We start from the raw sequence: 18,907 nt of genomic DNA on the forward strand, positions 1-18,907 counted from the left end.
ATGGCCGAAGAGATCATCAAATACGATATGCCGCGGCGGGGTTTCCCGCTCCAGCAGGAAATCTTCGGCCTGCTGACAGTCGCTGTCGTGGGCGCGATAGGATATTTCGCGTTTCCTGACGATCTCGCGTTCCTGACGCGGCTGATCAGCATTACGCTGCTCGTGCTTTCGCTCGACCTTGTTACCGGCTATTGCGGCGTTGCCACGCTGGGGCAGGCGGCCTTGTTCGGCGTCAGCGCCTATGCGGTCGGTAACGCCTGTATCGCCGGGATTACAAATCCGCTGATCCTGCTCGCCATCGGCGCTTTCACCGGCTCCATCATGGGCCTGATTTCCGGCGCATTGATCACGCGCTTTCAGGGGTTGCCGCAGCTTGTGCTGTCCATTGCCATCGGCCAGCTCGTCAGTTCGCTGGCGAACAAGCTGTCATCGTTGACCGGCGGCAGTGACGGCCTGTCGGGCATTACGCCCGCGCCGATCTTCGGCGTATTCACATTCGATATGTACAGCCGGACGTCGTATGTCTTCTCGCTGGCGACGCTTGCGGTCGTCATGGTGCTGCTGCTCAGGTTCGTCCGGTCTCCGTTCGGCCTGTTGTGCCGGGGCATCAAGGACGACAGCCTGCGCGCGCTGATGATCGGCGCTTCGGCCTATCCGAGACTCGTCGTGATGTATGGCGTGTCGGGTATCGTCGCTGGCCTCGGCGGCGCGCTGATGGCGATCAACACCGGCGTCGTCGGGCTCGACAGCGTCAGCTTCGAGCGATCGGCCGAAGTTCTCGTCATGCTGGTGCTGGGTGGGGCCGGGAACCTGTGGGGCGCGCTGGCGGGCGCGGTGATCTTCCAGATCTTCGAGCATATCGTGTCGGCGGCAAATCCGTTCCACTGGATGACGCTGGTCGGATTGCTTCTGATCCTGATCGTGATCTTCGCCCCGCGCGGGCTTGGGCACAGTATCGCTTCGCTCTGGTCATCCTTCTCGCAGCGGAGGCCGGGATCATGACTTCGCTGCTCGAACTGCGGAATGTGTCGAAGTCCTTCGGCGGCCTTCACGTCAACCGCGACGTATCCTTCAGTCTTGGCAAGGGCGACCGCGTGGCGCTGATCGGGCCGAACGGCGCAGGCAAGACCACGCTGGTAAACGTCATTTCCGGCGATTTGGCTCCGTCCGACGGGAACATCTTCTTCGAAGGCAACGACTTGACGGCAGTCTCCATCCCCGGCCGCGTCCGGCAGGGGCTGGCGCGAACCTTCCAGATCACACGCTTGTTCACCAGTCTGACGGTCGCCGAAAACGTCGCGCTGGCGGTCATGCAGCGCAAGGGTCTCACGCGCCGGTTTTTTTCGGTGGAGACTTTCGCTCCGCAGGTTCGCGACGAATGGATGCATATTCTGGGCATGCTTGGCATCGCGCACCTGTCGCAGCTTCCCGTGGCGAAGCTTGCTTACGGCCAGCAGCGGCTGCTCGATCTTGCGATTGGCCTCGCGCTCACGCCGAAGGTTCTGATGCTGGACGAGCCGGCAGCTGGCGTTCCGCACGACGAAGCGCCGAAAATCCTTGAAGCGATCAATCGCCTGCCGTCCGACATCGCCGTTCTGATGATCGAGCACGACATGGACCTCGTGTTCCGGTTTGCAAAGCGCGTGCTCGTGCTTGCCAATGGCCGCCTGATCTTCGAGGGCAGTCCGGAGGACGTCACAAAGGACGACGAAGTCCGCCGCGCCTATCTGGGGAGCTATGCCGATGCCAGCCGCACGGCTTGAGGTCGAACGCCTGAGCGCGGGCTATGGCCCGACGCAGATCGTCTCGGAGATGTCGTTCGAGGTGCCGGCCGGTGGCCGCCTCGCGATCCTCGGGCGTAACGGCGTCGGCAAGACGACGCTCCTGGCGACGCTGATGGGGCTGTCGACGCGGCATCACGGAAAAATTCTTGCGGACGGACAGGACATCAGCGGATTGCGCACGTCTGCGCGAGCGCTGTGCGGCATGGGATATGTGCCGCAGACACGCGATATTTTCCGCTCGCTGACAGTGGAGGAGAACCTGTCGACCGGCTTCAAGACCCGGGAGCGGAATGGGCTGGAGGAAATCTACCAGATGTTTCCACGCTTGGCGGAACGGCGCCGCCACCTTGGCCTGCAACTCTCGGGCGGCGAACAGCAGATGCTGTCGATGGCGCGAACGCTGCTGGGAAAGCCGTCAATCCTGCTGCTGGACGAGCCTCTCGAAGGATTGGCGCCGGTGATCTGCGACCAGCTGATGGAGACGATCTCCCGGCTCGCCACGAGCGGCGACATGACGATCATCCTGGTCGAACAGCAGATCGAACGCGCGCTGAATTTCGCCGACCGAGTCATGGTGGTCGAGCGTGGCCGCGCGGTCTGGGAAGGCGTGTCGGCGGATCTGAAGTCAGACCGGCCGCTGGTGAACCGGTTGCTCGGTGTAGGAATTCATTGATCGAATTGGTATTGTATCCGGGTCATCAGGAAGAAGACGCCCCATGACGTTGATCTATCCGCGAGAAAGCAACGCCGCGCATGCGCCACGGTTGTCGCCGGCCTACAAGAGCACGGTGCTCCGCTCGCCGTCGAAGCCGCTGGTGATTATTCCGCATACGCTGTCGGAACTGACCGGGCCGGTCTACGGCCACGAGACGGTGCGCGAAAACGACAACGATCTGACAATTCAGCACAAGGGTGAGCCGCTCGGCGAGCGCATCATCGTTCACGGCCATGTTCACGACGAGGATGGCCGCGGCGTGCCGAACACGCTGCTCGAAGTCTGGCAGGCCAACGCCTGCGGGCGTTACATCCACGTCGTCGATCAGCATCCGGCGCCGCTCGATCCGAACTTTACCGGAGCCGGCCGCGCGCAGACCGACAGCAACGGCTATTACAGGTTCATCACCATCAAGCCCGGTGCCTATCCGTGGGGCAATCACCCCAACGCGTGGCGGCCCGCCCACATCCACTTCTCGGTGTTCGGGCACTCGTTCATTTCGCGCATTGTGACGCAGATGTATTTCCCCGGCGATCCGCTGTTCGCCTACGATCCGATCTTCAACTCGGTGACGGACGAGAAGGCGCGGATGCGGATGGTGTCGAGCTTCGATCTCGAGAACACCAAGCCGGACTGGGCGCTGTGCTATCGTTTCGACATCGTATTGCGTGGGCGCAACGCCACGCCGCTAGACAACGACTGATGAGCAACATCACGCCTTCGCAGACTGTCGGCCCTTATTTCAAGTACGGCCTGACGCCGGGTAATGACTACGCATGGAACGATGCCTTCGGCAACGATCTGGTGACGCCGAATGTGTCCGGCGAGCGCATCCGCATTGTCGGGCAGGTGTTCGACGGGGAGGGCAAGGTCATTCCCGATTCCATGCTCGAAATCTGGCAAGCGGATGCGCAGGGCAGGTTCGCCGATCCGCAGGATACGCGCGCGATGCCGAATGCTGCGTTCAAGGGCTTTGGCCGTTGCGGCACCGATGCCAAGGGTGGCTTTGAATTCCGCACCATCAAGCCCGGTCCGGTGCCGGGGCCCGGCGGCAAGCCGCAAGCGCCGCACATTCTTCTGGCGGTGTTTGCGCGCGGCATGACGCAGCAGGCGATTACGCGGATCTATTTCGAGGACGAGGCCGCGAACGCTGCTGATCCGATCCTCACGCTGGTGCCGGCGGACCGCCGCACGACGTTGATCGCGAAGCGAGAGCAGGGCGTGACCTACCGGTTCGACGTTCACCTGCAAGGCGACAGGGAAACCGTGTTCTTCGATCTATAATCCGACAGAGGCGAACGCCGCGTTGCGCCGGCTGGCGTCAGCACGGTTCGAACTGTTGTCACTTTCAAATAGCTCTAAATAGGCCTGCGACCCGTTGAGCACGTGGGGCAACGCCGCCATAGTGACAGTTTAGAGCAGTTCGGAAATGACAAACCTCTTCAATCTGATCGTCGACGACTACCGGATTCTCGATAGCGAGAATCGTCCGGTCGAAGACACTTTCTCCCAAAGCATGATCTGGCTGGACAACCCCGGCTGCGTTCTTCAGCCGGGCAATTTTCAGTTGCCCGGCGATCTCCGCACCCACGGGATCATGAAGCCCGGTCTCTATATGACCATCGTGTTGGAGGGCACCGGCGAGAGTTGCACCAACGACGGCCCGGAAAGAGTCCGTTATTCCGAAAACCAGTTACTCGGAATGGCGATACGCGAGCCGACCCCGTGCAGCGGTGAAGCTCCCCGCGGTCCGATCCGCGCTGTCGGTATTGCTTTTCCCCGTACATCGATCACGGCGCTGGGCCTGGAGCAGGAATTTGTCGATCTGTTCAGGACCGCGGAGCGGCCTGTTCTGGTCTTCTCCGTGCAGGCGCCACCGCGAATTCAGGCGATTGCGGCGGAGATCCTGTCGCCGACACTCGATGGCCCTGCGGGTAAGTTGTTGATGAGCGCTCAGGCGACCGAAGTTCTGGCGCGGGGAATGCACGCATTACGTCGCAACGCCGAACTGGGCACTCCCGTCGACAACAAGCGGGCGCGCCTTCAGGTCGCGAAAGACATGATGGACGCCGACTTGCGCTATCCATGGAGCATCGCCGAACTGGCGCACCGGGCGGGAACGAGTCGCCGATCGTTCAACCTGCGCTTTCGCGCGGCTTACGGCGTTAGCGCTATCGACTATCTCAGGACCAGACGGCTTGAGATCGCGCGCGAGGCGCTGGTGTATCAGAACATGACAGTCACCGAAGCTGCCGATCTCGTCGGCTATACCAATCCGGCGAACTTCGCGACTGCGTTCCGAAAGCACTTCGGCTCGGTTCCAAGCCTCTATCGCAGTCAGACGCTGTCCTGAGCGCAAGCCTGAATTGCGACGCAAGCAGCGCGATGCACTGCGTCTTAAATGCCGCACGTGCGAGCCAATGCGGCTACCTTTGAGAGCGTCAACATAAGATCAAAGGGTTTTTGCGCGCACGCAAAGGCGTCTGCTGCACAAATCTGCTTTCTCCATCGCGGGGGCTGAAAAGCCTAGCAAGATGGGGAACTTGAGATGGGGCGGCAGTTTTCGAAGGATGTTTTGCGCGTAACGATGAGAAGCGCGCTGGGTGCGGCGATTTTGGGCGGCGCCTGTCAGGCAACGCCTTCGTTCGCGCAATCTTCGGCACCGCCGTCGGAAAAACAGTCGGCGACGACTCTCCCAGAGGTCAGGGTGGCGGGCCAGCGTGCACGTCCGCGCCGCGCCGCGCGTGTCGCTCCAGCACCTGCGCGCGCACAGCCTGTTCCAGCTCAGGTCGGCGAACGCGGCACTGGGCCGGTTGTCGGCTATTCCGCCCGGCAAAGCGTGACGGCGACGAAGACTGACACTCCGTTGCTGGAGACGCCGCAGTCCATCTCTGTCGTGACGAAAGACCAGATCAAGGATCAGGGTGCGCAAACAGTTCAGGACGCACTTCAGTACACGCCGGGTGTCTCGATCCAGGGCTACGGCGCCAACGCTTTCTTCGACGGTTTCAAGGTTCGGGGATTCGATGCCCCGCAGTATCTGGATGGTTTGCGGCTGCCCAAAGACGGCCTCTCGTTTGGGATGCCGAAGATCGAACCATACGGCCTTGAACGGCTGGAAGTGTTGAAAGGCCCGTCTTCCGGCCTTTATGGTCAGACTGACCCAGGCGGCTTCATCAATATGATCAGCAAGCGGCCGACTGCGACGCCGCACTTTGAAGCTGAAGGTACGTTTGGCTCGTTCAACCGCATCCAGGGTGCGTTCGATTTCGGCGGTCCGATCGACAAGAACGGCGAGTTTCTTTATCGCGTGGTGGGTCTTGCCCGCCAGAGCGATACGCAGACCGATTTCGTGCAGGACAACAAGGTCTTCATTGCGCCGAGCTTCACATGGCGACCGACGACAGACACTTCGTTCACGATCCTCTCGCACTACCAGAAGATCGACAACAAGGGTTACCAGCAGTACGTGCCCGGACAGGTGTCGTTCCTGCCCAATCCAAATGGACGCGTCCCCTACAGCCGCTACATTGGTGAACCGAGTCTGGACGGCTACAAACTCGAGCAGGCGGCTATCGGTTATGCGTTCGAGCATCGCTTCGATAACAACCTGCAGTTCCGCCAGAATGTGCGTTACATGGAGGTGACCAACGATCTGCAGAGTGCGCGCTCGGAAGGGATGGTGCCGCTCAGCAACTCGCTCGTGAATCGCACCTATAACTACGTGAGCTCGAAGGCGCAAAACTTCACCGCCGACAATCAGTTGCAAGCAGACTTCCGAACAGGTGCTCTGACTCACAAGGTTCTCGTGGGTCTGGACTACTTAAAGCAGACGGGAAGCTCGGATTACAGATTTTCGCCCATTGCGCCGATCAATGCGTACAACCCGGTTTATTGGACTGCGGTTCCGCCGGCGAGTTCGCTATCTCCCTTCATGCTGTTGAACAACAAAATCGATCAGGTCGGCTTGTATGCGCAGGATCAGATCAAGCTGGATCGATGGACACTGTCGCTGACCGGCCGGCAGGATTGGGTCAACACTAGGCTGGACGCTCTTGCTCCCTTCGGTTTTCCAGCGGCAGGCACCTATTCACGAAGCGATGCAGCGACAACCGGTCGCGTGGGTCTGAACTATCTGTTCGACGTCGGCCTGTCGCCGTATGCCAACTACTCGACGTCTTTTGTCCCGAATGCCAATGCGAGCCGGAACGGGCAGGCGTTCAAGCCGACGACTGGTGAGGGCTGGGAGGTCGGCGCAAAATTCCAGCCCGTCGGCACCAACCTGATGCTGACCGCAGCCTATTTCGACATCAAGCAGAACGACGTGCTGACATCGGATCCCGTTAACTTCCTTTACAGCGTACAGACCGATGCGGTCCGTTCGCGCGGTGTCGAGCTGGAAGCGCGCGGCAACATCACACGCGAACTCGAAATCATCGCGGGCTACTCACACACGGACGCCAAGATCACCGCGAGTGCTGTCGGCGCTCAAGGAAAATATGTGAACGGCGTGCCTATCGATCAGGCCTCGTTGTGGGCGAAGTACACCTGGTTCGATGGCCCGCTCGCGGGCCTCGGCCTCGGTGCAGGTGTTCGCTATGCCGGCGAGAGCTATGGCGATCTCTACAACACGTTTGTTCTTCCGGACTACACGCTGTTCGATGCAAGCGTGAGCTATGACTTCGCCTACGTGCGGCCGGATCTGAAAGGCTGGACCGCGCAGGTCACCGCAAAGAATCTGACGAACCGCTACTATGTCGCATCGTGTCTGACCGGCCTGGCCTATTGCGGCCTTGGAACCGCCCGCACGATTCTCGGAACTCTCAGATATTCCTGGAACTAAGGGAGCATCACATTGGCAGGCACAGGTAAGTCATTGCGCCGTTGGGGCTGGACGCACAAGTGGTCCAGCATCATCTGCACCGTGTTCATGCTGATGCTCTGCATCACCGGCTTGCCGCTGATCTTCCATCACGAGATCGATCACCTGCTGCATGAGGAAGTGCAGGCGGCACCGGTGCCGGAAGGCACGCCGCGCGCCAACCTCGATCTCGTTGTAAAGAACAGTCTGACGAAAGATCCGGGAATGGTGCCGCATTTCCTGATCTGGGATCCGGATGATGCCAATGCGCTGCTGGTGAGCATCGGCAAGACGCTGGAGGCCAGCCCGGTCGACAACCGCATCGTCCGCGTGGACGCTCACACCGCGGCCTATCTCGATGCGCCGGACGTCACCGGGCGTTTCACCTACATCATGCTCAAGCTGCACACCGACATGTTCGCCGGTCTGCCCGGAAAACTGTTCCTCGGGCTGATGGGCATCCTGTTCTGTGTGGCGATCATCTCCGGCATCGTCGTCTACGCACCGTCGATGCGGAAACTGAAATTCGGCACCTACCGCCGTGACCGGTTGCGCGTGGTCCGTTGGCTCGACATTCACAACATTACTGGCATCGTGCTGGTGATGTGGATGCTGGTGGTCGGCTTCACCGGCGTCATCAATACGTGGGCCGAACTCGTTATCAAGGTCTGGCAATTCGGACAGCTCGCGGAAATGACCGCGCAGTACAAGGACAAACCGCTGCCGGCCAATCCGTCGTCGATCGACGCGGCGGTGCAGGTGGCGATCAAGGCTGAGCCGAACATGAAGCCGGCCTTCGTGGCGTTTCCCGGCACCATCTTCAGCAGCAAGAGTCACTACGCTGTCTTCATGCGCGGCAACACGCCGCTCACGGCGAAATTGCTCAAACCGGCGCTGATCGATGCGGAGACCGGCGTTCTGACCGACAGTCGTCCACTCCCGTGGTATGTGTCGACGCTCCTGATTTCGCAGCCGCTGCACTTCGGTGACTATGGTGGCATGCCGCTGAAAATCATCTGGGCGATCCTCGACATCATCACCATCGCCGTACTCATCACCGGCCTTTACCTCTGGCTGCGTCGGCGCCAGTCCGGTGTCAGCATCGAGCGGGTCGTCGTCGATGCCTCGGCGTCGGATCATCGCCCGGTCTATACGTCATGAAATACAAACCGCAGCTACGCCGCCAGACCAACGGCCAGATTTTCGCGATCCCGATCGTGCTCGGCGTGCTGAGCATCGTGGGCCTGGTATCGGCGCTTGTCGGAGACGGCGTGTGGGACGGTGTGTCCTGGGTCACCTTGGCGATTCCAATCCTGCTGTGCGGATACTTCTTTCTCAGGCGTAGCTGAGCTAGGGGGATGGCATGACCGACGCGATCATTCCTGATGACAAGACAGTGGCGGATGAGGCGGCGCTGCACACGGAAAACGCCCAGCGATCCGTGATCGTCGTCGATGTGGTTGAGGTCTATGTGCATTGCAGCAAGGCGCTGAAGCGGTCGGATCTGTGGAATCCAGACAAGCGTGTTGCACGCACGCGCCTGCCGACATGGGGTGAGATGTTGCGCAATCAGGGGCGCGCATTCGTGCCCGCCAAGCTGATCGACTTTGTGATCGGGCAGGATGCGAAGCGAAGCCTTTACTGACCCGCTTCCGTTACAACTTATACCGGCAACGCGATCGAGTACTTCACCTGGCTGAGCGCGAAACTCGACTCGATCGAGGCGATGCCGTCGAGCCGGGTCAACTTGGTCTTGATGAAATTTTCATAAGATGGAAGGTCGGCGGTGACCACGCGGAGCAGGTAATCCCGGTTGCCGGTCATCAGGTAACATTCCAGCACCTCCTTCCACTTCGAGATCGCCTTGGCGAAGCGGTCGAGGTCTTCTTCCTTCTGCCGTTCCAGCTTGATCGAAATGAAAACGCTGACCGGAAGGCCGACAGATTTCTGATCCACCATCGCGATGTAGCGGGAGATCACGCCGCGCTCCTCGAGCAGTTTCACGCGGCGGTGGCATGGCGACACCGATAGTCCGACCTGATCGGCGAGGTCCTGCATGGTGACGCGGCTGTCGGCCTGAAGAATCGTCAGGATCTTGCGATCGATGGTGTCGAGGTCGGCCATTGGAATGAAATCTCACAGAGAGCGTACTTATTGGTATGATATACTAATATAGCTCGCTTGGTCGAGAAGATTTGAGATTTCTAAGCGCGAGGTGAGGAATAGCATCGTTACCGAACCCCTTTGCCGGTGACCGCCATGCCCATCGAACGTTCGCGTCTGGAAACCCTGTCGGCCCTCACCAAAAAGGTGCTGTGGCTGTCGTCGTGGACCATTCACCACGCCAATCATGTCCGGCCGGATTCCGATGGCTTGAAAGTCGGCGGGCATCAGGCCTCAAGCGCCTCGCTGGCGACGATCATGTCGGCGCTTTATTTCGGCGTGCTCAAGCCGGAAGACCGCGTCGCGGTGAAGCCGCACGCCAGTCCGGTGTTTCATGCCATTCAGTATCTGCTCGGGCAGCAGACCCGCGAGAAGCTAGAGAATTTTCGCGGTTTCAAGGGCGCGCAGTCCTATCCCTCGCGCACCAAGGATATCGACGACGTGGATTTCTCCACCGGTTCGGTCGGGCTCGGCGTGGCGCAGACGCTGTTCTCGTCGCTGGTGCAGGACTATGTGAAGTCGCACGGCTGGATGAAGGATCGCCCTGAGGGGCGCATGATCGCGCTGGTCGGCGACGCCGAACTCGATGAAGGCAATATCTTTGAAGCGCTGCTGGAAGGCTGGAAGCAGGGCCTTCGCAACACATGGTGGGTGATCGACTACAACCGCCAGAGTCTCGACGCGGTGATCCGCGAGGGACTCTGGGAAAAGCTCGAGACTATGTTCCGCAATTTCGGCTGGGACGTGGTGATCGTGAAATACGGCAAGCTGATGCAGGCGGCGTTCGCGGAGCCGGGCGGTGAAGCGCTACGCAAGTGGATCGATGGCTGCCCGAACCAGATGTACGCGGCGCTGTGCTTTCAGGGCGGTGCGGCATTCCGCAAGCATCTGCTCGATGACATCGGCGATCAGGGTGCGGTGACGCGCCTGATCGAAAAGCGCAGCGACGATGAACTTCTGGCCCTGATGTCCAATCTCGGCGGCCACGACATCGCAAGCATGCTGGAAGCCTTCGAGGCGATCGATCATGATCGGCCGGTGTGCTTCATCGCCTACACTATCAAGGGTGTCGGCCTGCCGTTCCAGGGCCACAAGGACAACCACGCCGGCCTGATGACCGTAGCGCAGATGGAAACCTTCCGCGCGGCGCAGAACATCCGCCCCGGTCACGAATGGGACCGGCTCGAAGGTCTGCCGCTCGATCATGCGCGCATTGAAGCGTTCCTGAAGAACGTGACCTTTGCGCGCGATGGCGCGCGGCGGCTCGATGCGCCGAAGATCGAGGTGCCGGCGCGCCTTAACGTGACGCTGACGCCACGCATGGCCACGCAACAGGGCTTCGGACTGGTGCTGAATGAACTTGCGCGCAGCGACACCAAGCTCGCCGAGCGCATCGTCACCACATCGCCCGATGTGACGGTCTCGACAAATCTTGGTGCATGGGTCAATCGCCGTGGTCTGTTTGCCATGGCGGAAAAGGCCGATCTATTTCGCAAGGAGAAGATTCCCTCGACCTTCGCGTGGGATTATTCCCCGAAGGGTCAGCACATGGAGCTTGGCATCGCGGAGATGAATCTCTTCATCATGCTCTCCGCGCTCGGCCTGTCGCATTCCATCAACGGCGAGCGCCTGCTGCCGGTCGGCACATTGTATGATCCCTTCATCGAGCGCGGCCTCGATGCGCTGAATTACGCCTGCTATCAGGACGCGCGCTTCATGGTCGCCGCGACACCATCGGGCATCACGCTGGCGCCGGAAGGCGGTGCGCATCAGTCGATCGCAACGCCGTTGATCGGGATGGCGCAGGACGGGCTTTCGTCGTTCGAGCCTGCGTTCGTGGACGAACTGGCGGTCATCATGCGCTGGGGCTTCGATCACATGCAGCGCGCCGACGATGGCGGATCGATCTATCTGCGGCTGTCGACGCGCACGCTGGACCAGCCGCAGCGCACGATGACGCCCGAGCTTGAAAGCGACATCGCAGCAGGGGCGTACTGGCTGCGCAAGCCGGGACCGAACGCCGAACTCGTAATCGCCTATACCGGCGCGGTCGCGCCGGAAGCCATCGAGGCGACGGGGCTGCTCGGCGAGTCACGCCGGGACATCGGCCTGCTTGCGATTACATCCGCTGACCGTTTGCTTGCGGGCTGGACGGCGTCGCGTAAGCTTCGCCGCGCAGGCGGTCCGCGCGAGCCCAGCCACATCGAGCGCTTGCTTGGGCCGCTGGCGCGCGATTGCGGACTCATCACCGTGATCGACGGACATCCGGCGACGCTGGGATGGCTCGGCAGCGTTCACGGTCATCGCGTCGAGGCGCTCGGCGTCGAGAAATTCGGCCAGACCGGCACCGTCAATGATCTCTACGGTCACTATGGTCTCGACACCAACACCATCATCGATGCGGCCGCGAGTCTGACCTTCGGCGCGCCGATCCGGCATCGGAAGATGGCGGTGTAAACGCGGCTGGTCCGGGCGGTTTTAACCACGCGCAGCTTCCGGTGAAATGTCGAGTTGACCGGACGCGGGAACATCATCACCATTGGCTCATACGGGTTAAGGTGCTGAATGACCGAGCTTTCCAACCGCCAGTCCGACATTCTGAACATCGCGCGCGCCTCCGGGCGGGTGACGGTGGAGGATCTGGCGCGGCGCTTTGAAGTGTCTGCGCAGACCATCCGCAAGGATCTGAACGATCTGTGCGACCGCCGCTCGATGACGCGGGTTCACGGCGGCGCGATCATCGCCTCGGGCGTGGAGAACCTCGCTTACGAAGCCCGCCGGTTCGTCGCGGCCGAGGAAAAGAAGGCCATCGGCATCGCAGCGGCGGCGCAAATTCCCAACGGCTGCTCGCTGTTCATCAATATCGGCACCACGACGGAAGAAGTCGCGAGCGCGCTGACGGCGACGCATGAGGATCTGCTGGTTATCACGAACAATCTCAACGTCGCGATGTTGCTCTATCGTCATCCGCGCATCGAGGTCATCGTGGCCGGCGGCACGGTGCGGCGCGCCGACGGCGCTGTGATCGGCTCGACCGCGAACAATCTCATCACGCAGTTCAAGGTCGATTACGCAATCGTCGGTGCATCAGCGATCGACGAGGAGGGCGCGCTGCTCGACTTCGATTATCGCGAAGTGCAGGCCGCGCAGGCCATTATCGCCAATGCGCGCAGCGTGATGCTTGTGGCGGACAGCACCAAGTTAAGCCGCAACGCGCCGGTGCGGATCGCGCATCTGAGCCAGATCCATACGTTCGTGACCGACCTGCCATTGCCGGCCGGGCTTCAGGCCATCTGCAACAGCCGCGGCATCGAGGTGATTGCCGCGATGCCGGACAAGCCTGCGGACGTCGCCTAACGGGCCACCTCCCGCGAGAGAACAACACGCGCGTCGGACTTTCAGGTTGATCGCGCGGAGTGACGGCTCCAAACCAGCCGTTTCCGCTGTCAACACCCTAATTATTTGATTTGACGTGTCTTTTTTCGTCGATAGGAGGCGATGCTCGCGAAATCATCACGTTGCTTGCTTTCGTTTGCGATTGTGATTTAATCATAATCGAAAGCGAAATCGCTATAAGCGAAAATAGCGAGCGCTGGGGAGACGCGGTGGGACAGGTTTTCGACCTCGCAATCATTGGTGGCGGGATCAACGGCTGCGGCATTGCCCGCGATGCCGTCGGCCGCGGAAATTCCGTCTTCCTTTGCGAAATGAACGATCTCGCCAGCGGCACCTCGTCATGGTCGAGCAAGCTCATTCACGGCGGTCTGCGCTATCTCGAATATTACGAGTTCCGTCTGGTTCGCGAGGCGCTGCTGGAGCGGGAAGTGCTCTGGCAGATTGCTCCGCACATCATCCGTCCGCTGCGATTCGTGCTGCCGCATCATGCGGGGCTGCGCCCGGCCTGGCTGCTGAGGCTCGGCCTCTTCATGTACGATTATCTCGGCGGACGACGACTGCTTCCGGCCACGCGCACGGTTGATCTCAGCCGCGATCCGGTCGGCCAGCCGTTGGCGCCGGGCCGCTTCACCAAGGGATTCGAATACTCGGACTGTTTCGTCGACGACGCGCGCCTCGTGGTTCTCAACGCACGCGATGCGGCGGATCGCGGTGCGGTGATCCGCACGCGGACCCGCGCCGTCGAGGCGAAGCGTCAGGGCGATTGCTGGCAGGTTCTGCTGGAGGACACCGTCACCGGTGCGAAAAGCAGCATCCAGGCGCGGGCGCTGGTCAATGCGGGCGGGCCATGGGTCGAGGATGTGCTGAACGGGCGCGCCGGAATCAACGCCAAGGCCAAGGTGCGTCTGGTGCAGGGTTCGCACATCGTGGTGCCGCGGCTTTACGATCACGACCGTGCCTACACGTTCCAGAACGCCGACGGCCGCGTGGTCTTTGTCATTCCGTTCCAGAACGATTTTACGCTGATCGGCACCACCGATCGCGACTACGATGGCGATCCGTCCAAGGTGAAAGCCTCGGCCGAGGAAATCGCCTATCTGTGCCAGTCGGTGAACGATTATCTCGCCAAGTCCGTGAAGCCAGAAGACGTGGTGTGGGCCTATGCCGGCGTGCGTCCGCTCTATGACGACGGCGCCAGCGAAGCCAAGGCGGCCACGCGCGACTACGTGTTCGAATACGATGCGCCCGGCGGGCTCCCGCTGCTGTCGATTTTCGGCGGCAAGATCACGACCTACCGCCGCCTGTCCGAAGAGGCGCTGGAACGGCTGGAGCAATATCTGCCGGGAAAAGCAAAGCCGGCGGGCTGGACCGGCACCACGCCGTTGCCCGGCGGCGATCTCGATGTGTCCGCGATCCCGGCACTGGCGGACGAGTTGGTCCGCGACAATTCGTTCCTGTCGCGCGCTCTCGCGCTCCGGCTTGCGCACGCCTATGGTACGCGGGCCAGCAAGGTTCTCGACAGGGCGTCATCCGCTGCGGACCTCGGACAGGTGTTCGGGGATACGCTGACGGAACGTGAAGTCCGCTACCTGATCGCGCATGAATTTGCGCGCACCGCCGAGGACATTGTCTGGCGACGATCCAAACTTGGTCTGCGTCTCTCCGCAAGTGAAGTGAAGGCGCTCGACGACTGGATCGCCACGCATCGCAGCGGTTTCGATACGCCGCTGAAGGAAGCCGGAGGCCGCGGATGAGCGTCACCCTCGACCAGGTTTCGCGCGAGGTTAACGGCGTTCCCTGGATTCGAGACGTGTCGCTGACGCTTGAGCGCGGAACTTTGAGCGTGCTACTCGGGCCGACGCTGTCCGGCAAGACCTCGATCATGCGGCTGCTGGCCGGGCTCGACAAGCCGACCTCCGGTCGCATCCTTGTCGACGGCAAGGACGTCACAGGTTTCGATGTGCGCAAGCGCTCGGTGGCGATGGTCTATCAGCAGTTCATCAATTACCCGACGCTGTCGGTCTACGAGAATATCGCGTCGCCGCTGCGGGTGCAGGGCGTGGCGCGCGACGAGATCGAAATCCGCGTGCGGGACGCGGCGAAGCTGCTCAAGCTGGAGCCTTACCTCAGCCGCACGCCGCTGCAGTTGTCCGGCGGCCAGCAGCAGCGCACCGCGATCGCGCGTGCGCTGGTCAAGGGCGCGGATCTTGTGCTGCTCGACGAGCCGCTCGCCAATCTCGACTACAAGCTGCGCGAGGAATTGCGCACCGAACTGCCGCGCATCTTTGAAGAGTCCGGCGCGATCTTCGTTTATGCGACCACTGAACCCTCCGAAGCCTTGCTGCTCGGTGGCCGCACGGTCTGCATGGGCGAGGGACAGGCGTTGCAGGTCGGCGCGACGCCGCAGGTTTATCGGCGTCCCGATACGGTGGAGGTGGCCGAGGTGTTTTCCGATCCGCCGCTGAACACCGTCGGCATCGAGAAGAAGAATGGCTCGATCTTCTATTCCGGCGGCGAGCGTGCCTCGGTTGCAGGTCTCTATGAAGGTCTCAGTGACGGCGCCTACAAGGTTGGCTTTCGTGCGCATCAGCTCAACGTCGCCGGTGCATCTCCCGGCCGGCACGCGTTCGTCACCACCGTCAGCGTCACCGAGATCACCGGTTCGGAGAGCTTTGTTCATCTCAAGCGCGAGGGCTACAACTGGGTCGCGGTGCTGCCGGGCATTCACGAATTCCTGCCGGGGCAGGAACTGGACGTGGTGCTCGACCCGAACGATCTCTTTATCTTCGATCAAGCCGGCCGGCTCGTCGCCGCGCCGACGGCAATGTGAGGATACCGCATGGCCCGCATCGACCTCGTCGATCTGGCCCATTCCTACGGCGGCGATGCCTATGCGCTGAAGCCGATGACCATGACGTGGCGGCAGGGCGGTGCTTACGCTCTGCTCGGTCCATCCGGTTGCGGTAAGACCACACTCCTCAACATCATATCCGGAATCGTCACGCCGTCGCACGGCAAGGTGCTGTTCGACGGCACGGACATCACGCGCTCGACCACACGCGAGCGCAACATCGCGCAGGTGTTCCAGTTTCCGGTGATCTACGACACCATGACGGTCGGCGAAAACCTTGCGTTTCCACTCAAGAATCGTGGACAGCCGCGCAACGTGATCGATGCGCGCGTTGCCGAGATTGCCAAGCTGCTCGATCTCACGCCGTATCTCAACCGCAAGGCGGTACGGCTCAGCGCCGACGCCAAGCAGAAGATTTCGCTGGGACGCGGGCTAGTGCGCTCGGACGTCTCGGCGGTGCTGTTCGATGAACCGCTCACGGTGATCGATCCGCATCTGAAGTGGGAGCTGCGCTCCAAGCTCAAGGCGCTGCATCAAGCGCTTGACCTCACCATGATCTACGTCACCCACGACCAGACCGAGGCGTTGACCTTCGCCGATACGGTGGTGGTGATGCACGACGGCAGCGTGGTGCAGAGCGGAACGCCGGAAGAACTGTTCGCCAAGCCTGCGCACACTTTCGTCGGCTATTTCATCGGATCGCCCGGCATGAACATCGTGCCGGCGCAGGTGAAAGGTAACGAGGCGAGGATTGATGGTCATACCATCCGGCTGAACCGGACCTACGACAGCCTGCCGATCGGGGCGAAAATCGAAATCGGCGTGCGGCCGGAATTCGTCCATGTCGCAGCGCCTGCACCCGGCCTGTTGTCGGCCCAGATCGAACGGATCGATGACCTCGGCCGGGTGCGTTTCGCGCGCGTGCGCATCGGTGACGTGAAGTTCGCGGCGCGCGTACCGAACGGGTTCACTGTTCCCGATAAAACCGCCGGCCTCGTTTTTGATCCTGCTCATATCCACGTCTATGCGGACAGTCTTCTGGTCGAGGGGCGCGCCTGATGGACAAGACAATCAACAACAAGGCCTGGTTTTTGGTGCTGCCAGTGTTCCTGATCGTGGCGTTCTCCGCGATCCTGCCGCTGATGACGGTGGTCAACTACTCGGTGCAGGACACGTTCGGAAACAATCAGTTCTTCTGGAACGGCGTCGGCTGGTTCAAGGAACTGCTCGATCCCTCGACCGATCTCGGCGACCGGTTCCTGGCCTCGCTCGGCCGCAATCTGCTGTTCTCAGCGATCATTCTCGCCATCCAAGTGCCGCTCGGCATTCTGGTCGCGCTGTCGATGCCGCGCGAAGGCTGGCGGGTTGCGGCGTGCCTCGTCATTCTGGCGCTGCCGCTGCTCATTCCTTGGAACGTGGTCGGCACCATCTGGCAGATCTTCGGGCGTCCCGACATCGGCTTGCTTGGCTATACGCTGAACAAGATGGGGCTGGACTACAATTACGTGTCCAACAGCTTCGACGCCTGGGCGACCATCATCGTCATGGACGTCTGGCACTGGACCAGCCTTGTTGCCTTGCTGTGTTACGCGGGGCTGAAGTCCATCCCGGACGCCTACTATCAGGCGGCGCAGATCGACGGCGCTTCGCGCTGGGCAGTTTTCACGGCCATCCAGTTGCCGAAGATGAAGCGTGTGCTTTTGATCGCGGTGCTGCTGCGGTTCATGGACAGCTTCATGATCTATACCGAGCCGTTCGTCGTTACCGGCGGCGGCCCCGGCAACTCCACCACCTTCGTGTCGATCGAACTCGTCAAGATCGCGCTCGGCCAGTTCGACCTCGGCAAGGCCGCCGCGCTGTCGATCGTTTACAATCTGGTCATTCTGATCGTGTGCTGGGTGTTCTACACGGTGATGACGAACGCCGACAACGAACGCCCACAAGCGACGGGAGGCGCGTGATGCATACCATTCCCGGCCGCCGCATCATTATGGTCTTGTTCCTGACGTTCCTGCTGTTGCCGATCTACTGGCTCGTCAACATGAGCTTCAAGACCAACACGGAGATCGTCACGACCATGACGTTGTGGCCGAACAACCCGACGCTGGCTCACTATAAACGTATCTTCACGGATTCAAGCTGGTACTCCGGTTACATCAATTCGCTGCAATACGTCGTCATCAACACGGTCATCTCGATTTCTTTTGCGCTGCCTGCGGCCTACGCGTTCTCGCGTTACCGTTTTCTCGGCGACAAGCACCTGTTCTTCTGGCTGCTGTCGAACCGCATGGCGCCGCCAGCGGTGTTCGCGCTGCCGTTCTTCAATCTGTATTCGGCAATCAACCTTTTCGACACGCCGTGGGCGGTCGCGCTGGCGCATTGCCTGTTCAATGTGCCGCTGGCGGTATGGATTCTTGAAGGCTTCGTGTCCGGCGTGCCGAAGGAGATCGATGAGACCGCGTTCCTCGACGGCTATTCGTTTCCGCGTTTCTTCGTGAAAATTCTGATGCCGCTGATCGCCAGCGGTATCGGCGTCGCGGCGTTTTTCTGCTTCATGTTCTCTTGGGTCGAATTGCTGTTGGCGCGCACGCTAACGTCGGTCAACGCCAAACCGATTGCAGCGACGATGACGCGCACGGTTTCGGCGTCCGGAATGGATTGGGGCCTGCTGGCCGCTGCTGGTGTCCTGACCATCATTCCCGGAGCGCTGGTGATCTGGTTTGTCCGCAACTACATCGCGCGCGGTTTCGCGCTCGGACGGGTGTAACCATGGAACACATCGCATGGATGGCCTGGACGGTGCCCACGGCGATCTTCTTCTGCCTGCTGGGTGGAACGCTCGCGACCATGACCTGGCTTGCGCTGCGTTACCCCGAGGCGGAGCGCGTCGGTGTCTTACGTATTCCCACCACGCGCGGCGACCGGCTGTTTATTTCGCTGATCGCGGCTGCGGTCATTCATCTGTTGTGGATTGCATTTGCGGGCACCAACCCGATTGCGACGCTCCCGATAGGAGAGGGAGTCGAAGTGTCGAGTTTGTGGATCGCCACCGTTATTTCGCTCGGTTCGGCTGCTGTCATATTTCGCAAAGTTTAACCGTGTGAAGAAGAGGCAGATCCGGGATCAACCCGGACCTG

At 61.0% G+C, this 18,907-nt stretch carries 19 protein-coding genes; 18 read left to right on the forward strand and 1 reads right to left on the reverse strand.

The window, feature by feature from the left end; all coding sequences use genetic code 11:
• From YH63_RS13120 to YH63_RS13165, 10 genes are all read left to right on the forward strand, one after another.
• Complete coding sequence (locus YH63_RS13120; RefSeq protein WP_046827219.1) at positions 1–1,002, forward strand: branched-chain amino acid ABC transporter permease; 1,002 nt, start codon at positions 1–3, stop codon at positions 1,000–1,002.
• Positions 999–1,763: an ABC transporter ATP-binding protein gene (locus YH63_RS13125; RefSeq protein WP_046827218.1), complete on the forward strand. Its 765-nt coding sequence runs from the start codon at positions 999–1,001 to the stop codon at positions 1,761–1,763. Before YH63_RS13120 ends, YH63_RS13125 begins: the two co-directional genes overlap by 4 nt.
• Positions 1,744–2,457 carry an ABC transporter ATP-binding protein gene (locus YH63_RS13130; protein ID WP_046829533.1) on the forward strand — a complete coding sequence of 238 codons (714 nt, stop codon included), beginning with the start codon at positions 1,744–1,746 and terminating at the stop codon, positions 2,455–2,457. Before YH63_RS13125 ends, YH63_RS13130 begins: the two co-directional genes overlap by 20 nt.
• Positions 2,458–2,500: 43 nt before the next feature.
• Complete coding sequence (gene pcaH, locus YH63_RS13135; protein ID WP_046827217.1) at positions 2,501–3,202, forward strand: protocatechuate 3,4-dioxygenase subunit beta; 702 nt, start codon at positions 2,501–2,503, stop codon at positions 3,200–3,202.
• Positions 3,202–3,783 carry a protocatechuate 3,4-dioxygenase subunit alpha gene (pcaG, locus tag YH63_RS13140; protein WP_046827216.1) on the forward strand — a complete coding sequence of 194 codons (582 nt, stop codon included), beginning with the start codon at positions 3,202–3,204 and terminating at the stop codon, positions 3,781–3,783. Before pcaH ends, pcaG begins: the two co-directional genes overlap by 1 nt.
• 145 nt (positions 3,784–3,928) lie before the next feature.
• Positions 3,929–4,852 carry a helix-turn-helix transcriptional regulator gene (locus YH63_RS13145; RefSeq protein WP_046827215.1) on the forward strand — a complete coding sequence of 308 codons (924 nt, stop codon included), beginning with the start codon at positions 3,929–3,931 and terminating at the stop codon, positions 4,850–4,852.
• A 354-nt stretch (positions 4,853–5,206) separates the two neighbouring features.
• Positions 5,207–7,342: a TonB-dependent siderophore receptor gene (locus tag YH63_RS13150; protein WP_246658054.1), complete on the forward strand. Its 2,136-nt coding sequence runs from the start codon at positions 5,207–5,209 to the stop codon at positions 7,340–7,342.
• 12 nt (positions 7,343–7,354) lie between these two features.
• A complete protein-coding gene (locus YH63_RS13155; RefSeq protein ID WP_046827214.1) occupies positions 7,355–8,521 on the forward strand; it encodes a PepSY-associated TM helix domain-containing protein in 1,167 nt (388 codons plus the stop codon).
• Positions 8,518–8,709: a hypothetical protein gene (locus tag YH63_RS13160; RefSeq protein ID WP_046827213.1), complete on the forward strand. Its 192-nt coding sequence runs from the start codon at positions 8,518–8,520 to the stop codon at positions 8,707–8,709. Before YH63_RS13155 ends, YH63_RS13160 begins: the two co-directional genes overlap by 4 nt.
• Positions 8,710–8,723: 14 nt before the next feature.
• Entirely contained in the window at positions 8,724–9,005 is a 282-nt protein-coding gene (locus YH63_RS13165; protein WP_052753819.1) for a hypothetical protein, read from the forward strand.
• Between the two features lie 17 nt (positions 9,006–9,022).
• Here the strand turns inward: YH63_RS13165 and YH63_RS13170 are convergent, their stop codons facing one another.
• Positions 9,023–9,484, reverse strand: a complete 462-nt coding sequence (locus tag YH63_RS13170; RefSeq protein ID WP_046827212.1) for an Lrp/AsnC family transcriptional regulator — start codon at positions 9,482–9,484, stop codon at positions 9,023–9,025.
• Between the two features lie 135 nt (positions 9,485–9,619).
• Here YH63_RS13170 and YH63_RS13175 point away from each other — a divergent pair, with 135 nt between their 5' ends.
• The 8 genes from YH63_RS13175 (at position 9,620) to YH63_RS13210 (ending at position 18,866) form a co-directional block, all read left to right on the forward strand.
• A complete protein-coding gene (locus YH63_RS13175; RefSeq protein WP_046829530.1) occupies positions 9,620–11,980 on the forward strand; it encodes a transketolase in 2,361 nt (786 codons plus the stop codon).
• Between the two features lie 108 nt (positions 11,981–12,088).
• A complete protein-coding gene (locus YH63_RS13180; protein ID WP_046827211.1) occupies positions 12,089–12,880 on the forward strand; it encodes a DeoR/GlpR family DNA-binding transcription regulator in 792 nt (263 codons plus the stop codon).
• Positions 12,881–13,128: 248 nt separating this feature from the next.
• The gene (glpD, locus tag YH63_RS13185; RefSeq protein WP_046827210.1) at positions 13,129–14,673 is read left to right on the forward strand and encodes a glycerol-3-phosphate dehydrogenase; all 1,545 of its coding nucleotides are present in this window, start codon (positions 13,129–13,131) and stop codon (positions 14,671–14,673) included.
• Positions 14,670–15,749: an ABC transporter ATP-binding protein gene (locus tag YH63_RS13190; RefSeq protein WP_046827209.1), complete on the forward strand. Its 1,080-nt coding sequence runs from the start codon at positions 14,670–14,672 to the stop codon at positions 15,747–15,749. The genes glpD and YH63_RS13190 overlap by 4 nt, the downstream gene beginning before the upstream one ends.
• 9 nt (positions 15,750–15,758) lie before the next feature.
• Complete coding sequence (locus YH63_RS13195) at positions 15,759–16,829, forward strand: ABC transporter ATP-binding protein (RefSeq protein WP_046827208.1); 1,071 nt, start codon at positions 15,759–15,761, stop codon at positions 16,827–16,829.
• Positions 16,829–17,731, forward strand: a complete 903-nt coding sequence (locus YH63_RS13200; protein WP_046827207.1) for a carbohydrate ABC transporter permease — start codon at positions 16,829–16,831, stop codon at positions 17,729–17,731. The genes YH63_RS13195 and YH63_RS13200 overlap by 1 nt, the downstream gene beginning before the upstream one ends.
• Entirely contained in the window at positions 17,731–18,537 is an 807-nt protein-coding gene (locus tag YH63_RS13205; RefSeq protein WP_046827206.1) for a carbohydrate ABC transporter permease, read from the forward strand. The genes YH63_RS13200 and YH63_RS13205 overlap by 1 nt, the downstream gene beginning before the upstream one ends.
• A 2-nt stretch (positions 18,538–18,539) precedes the next feature.
• On the forward strand, positions 18,540–18,866 hold the full coding sequence (locus tag YH63_RS13210; RefSeq protein WP_046827205.1) for a DUF2160 domain-containing protein: 327 nt from the start codon (positions 18,540–18,542) through the stop codon (positions 18,864–18,866).
• The last annotated feature ends 41 nt before the right edge of the window (positions 18,867–18,907 follow it).

The organism is Afipia massiliensis, from assembly GCF_001006325.2.
Taxonomy (GTDB): domain Bacteria; phylum Pseudomonadota; class Alphaproteobacteria; order Rhizobiales; family Xanthobacteraceae; genus Afipia; species Afipia massiliensis_A.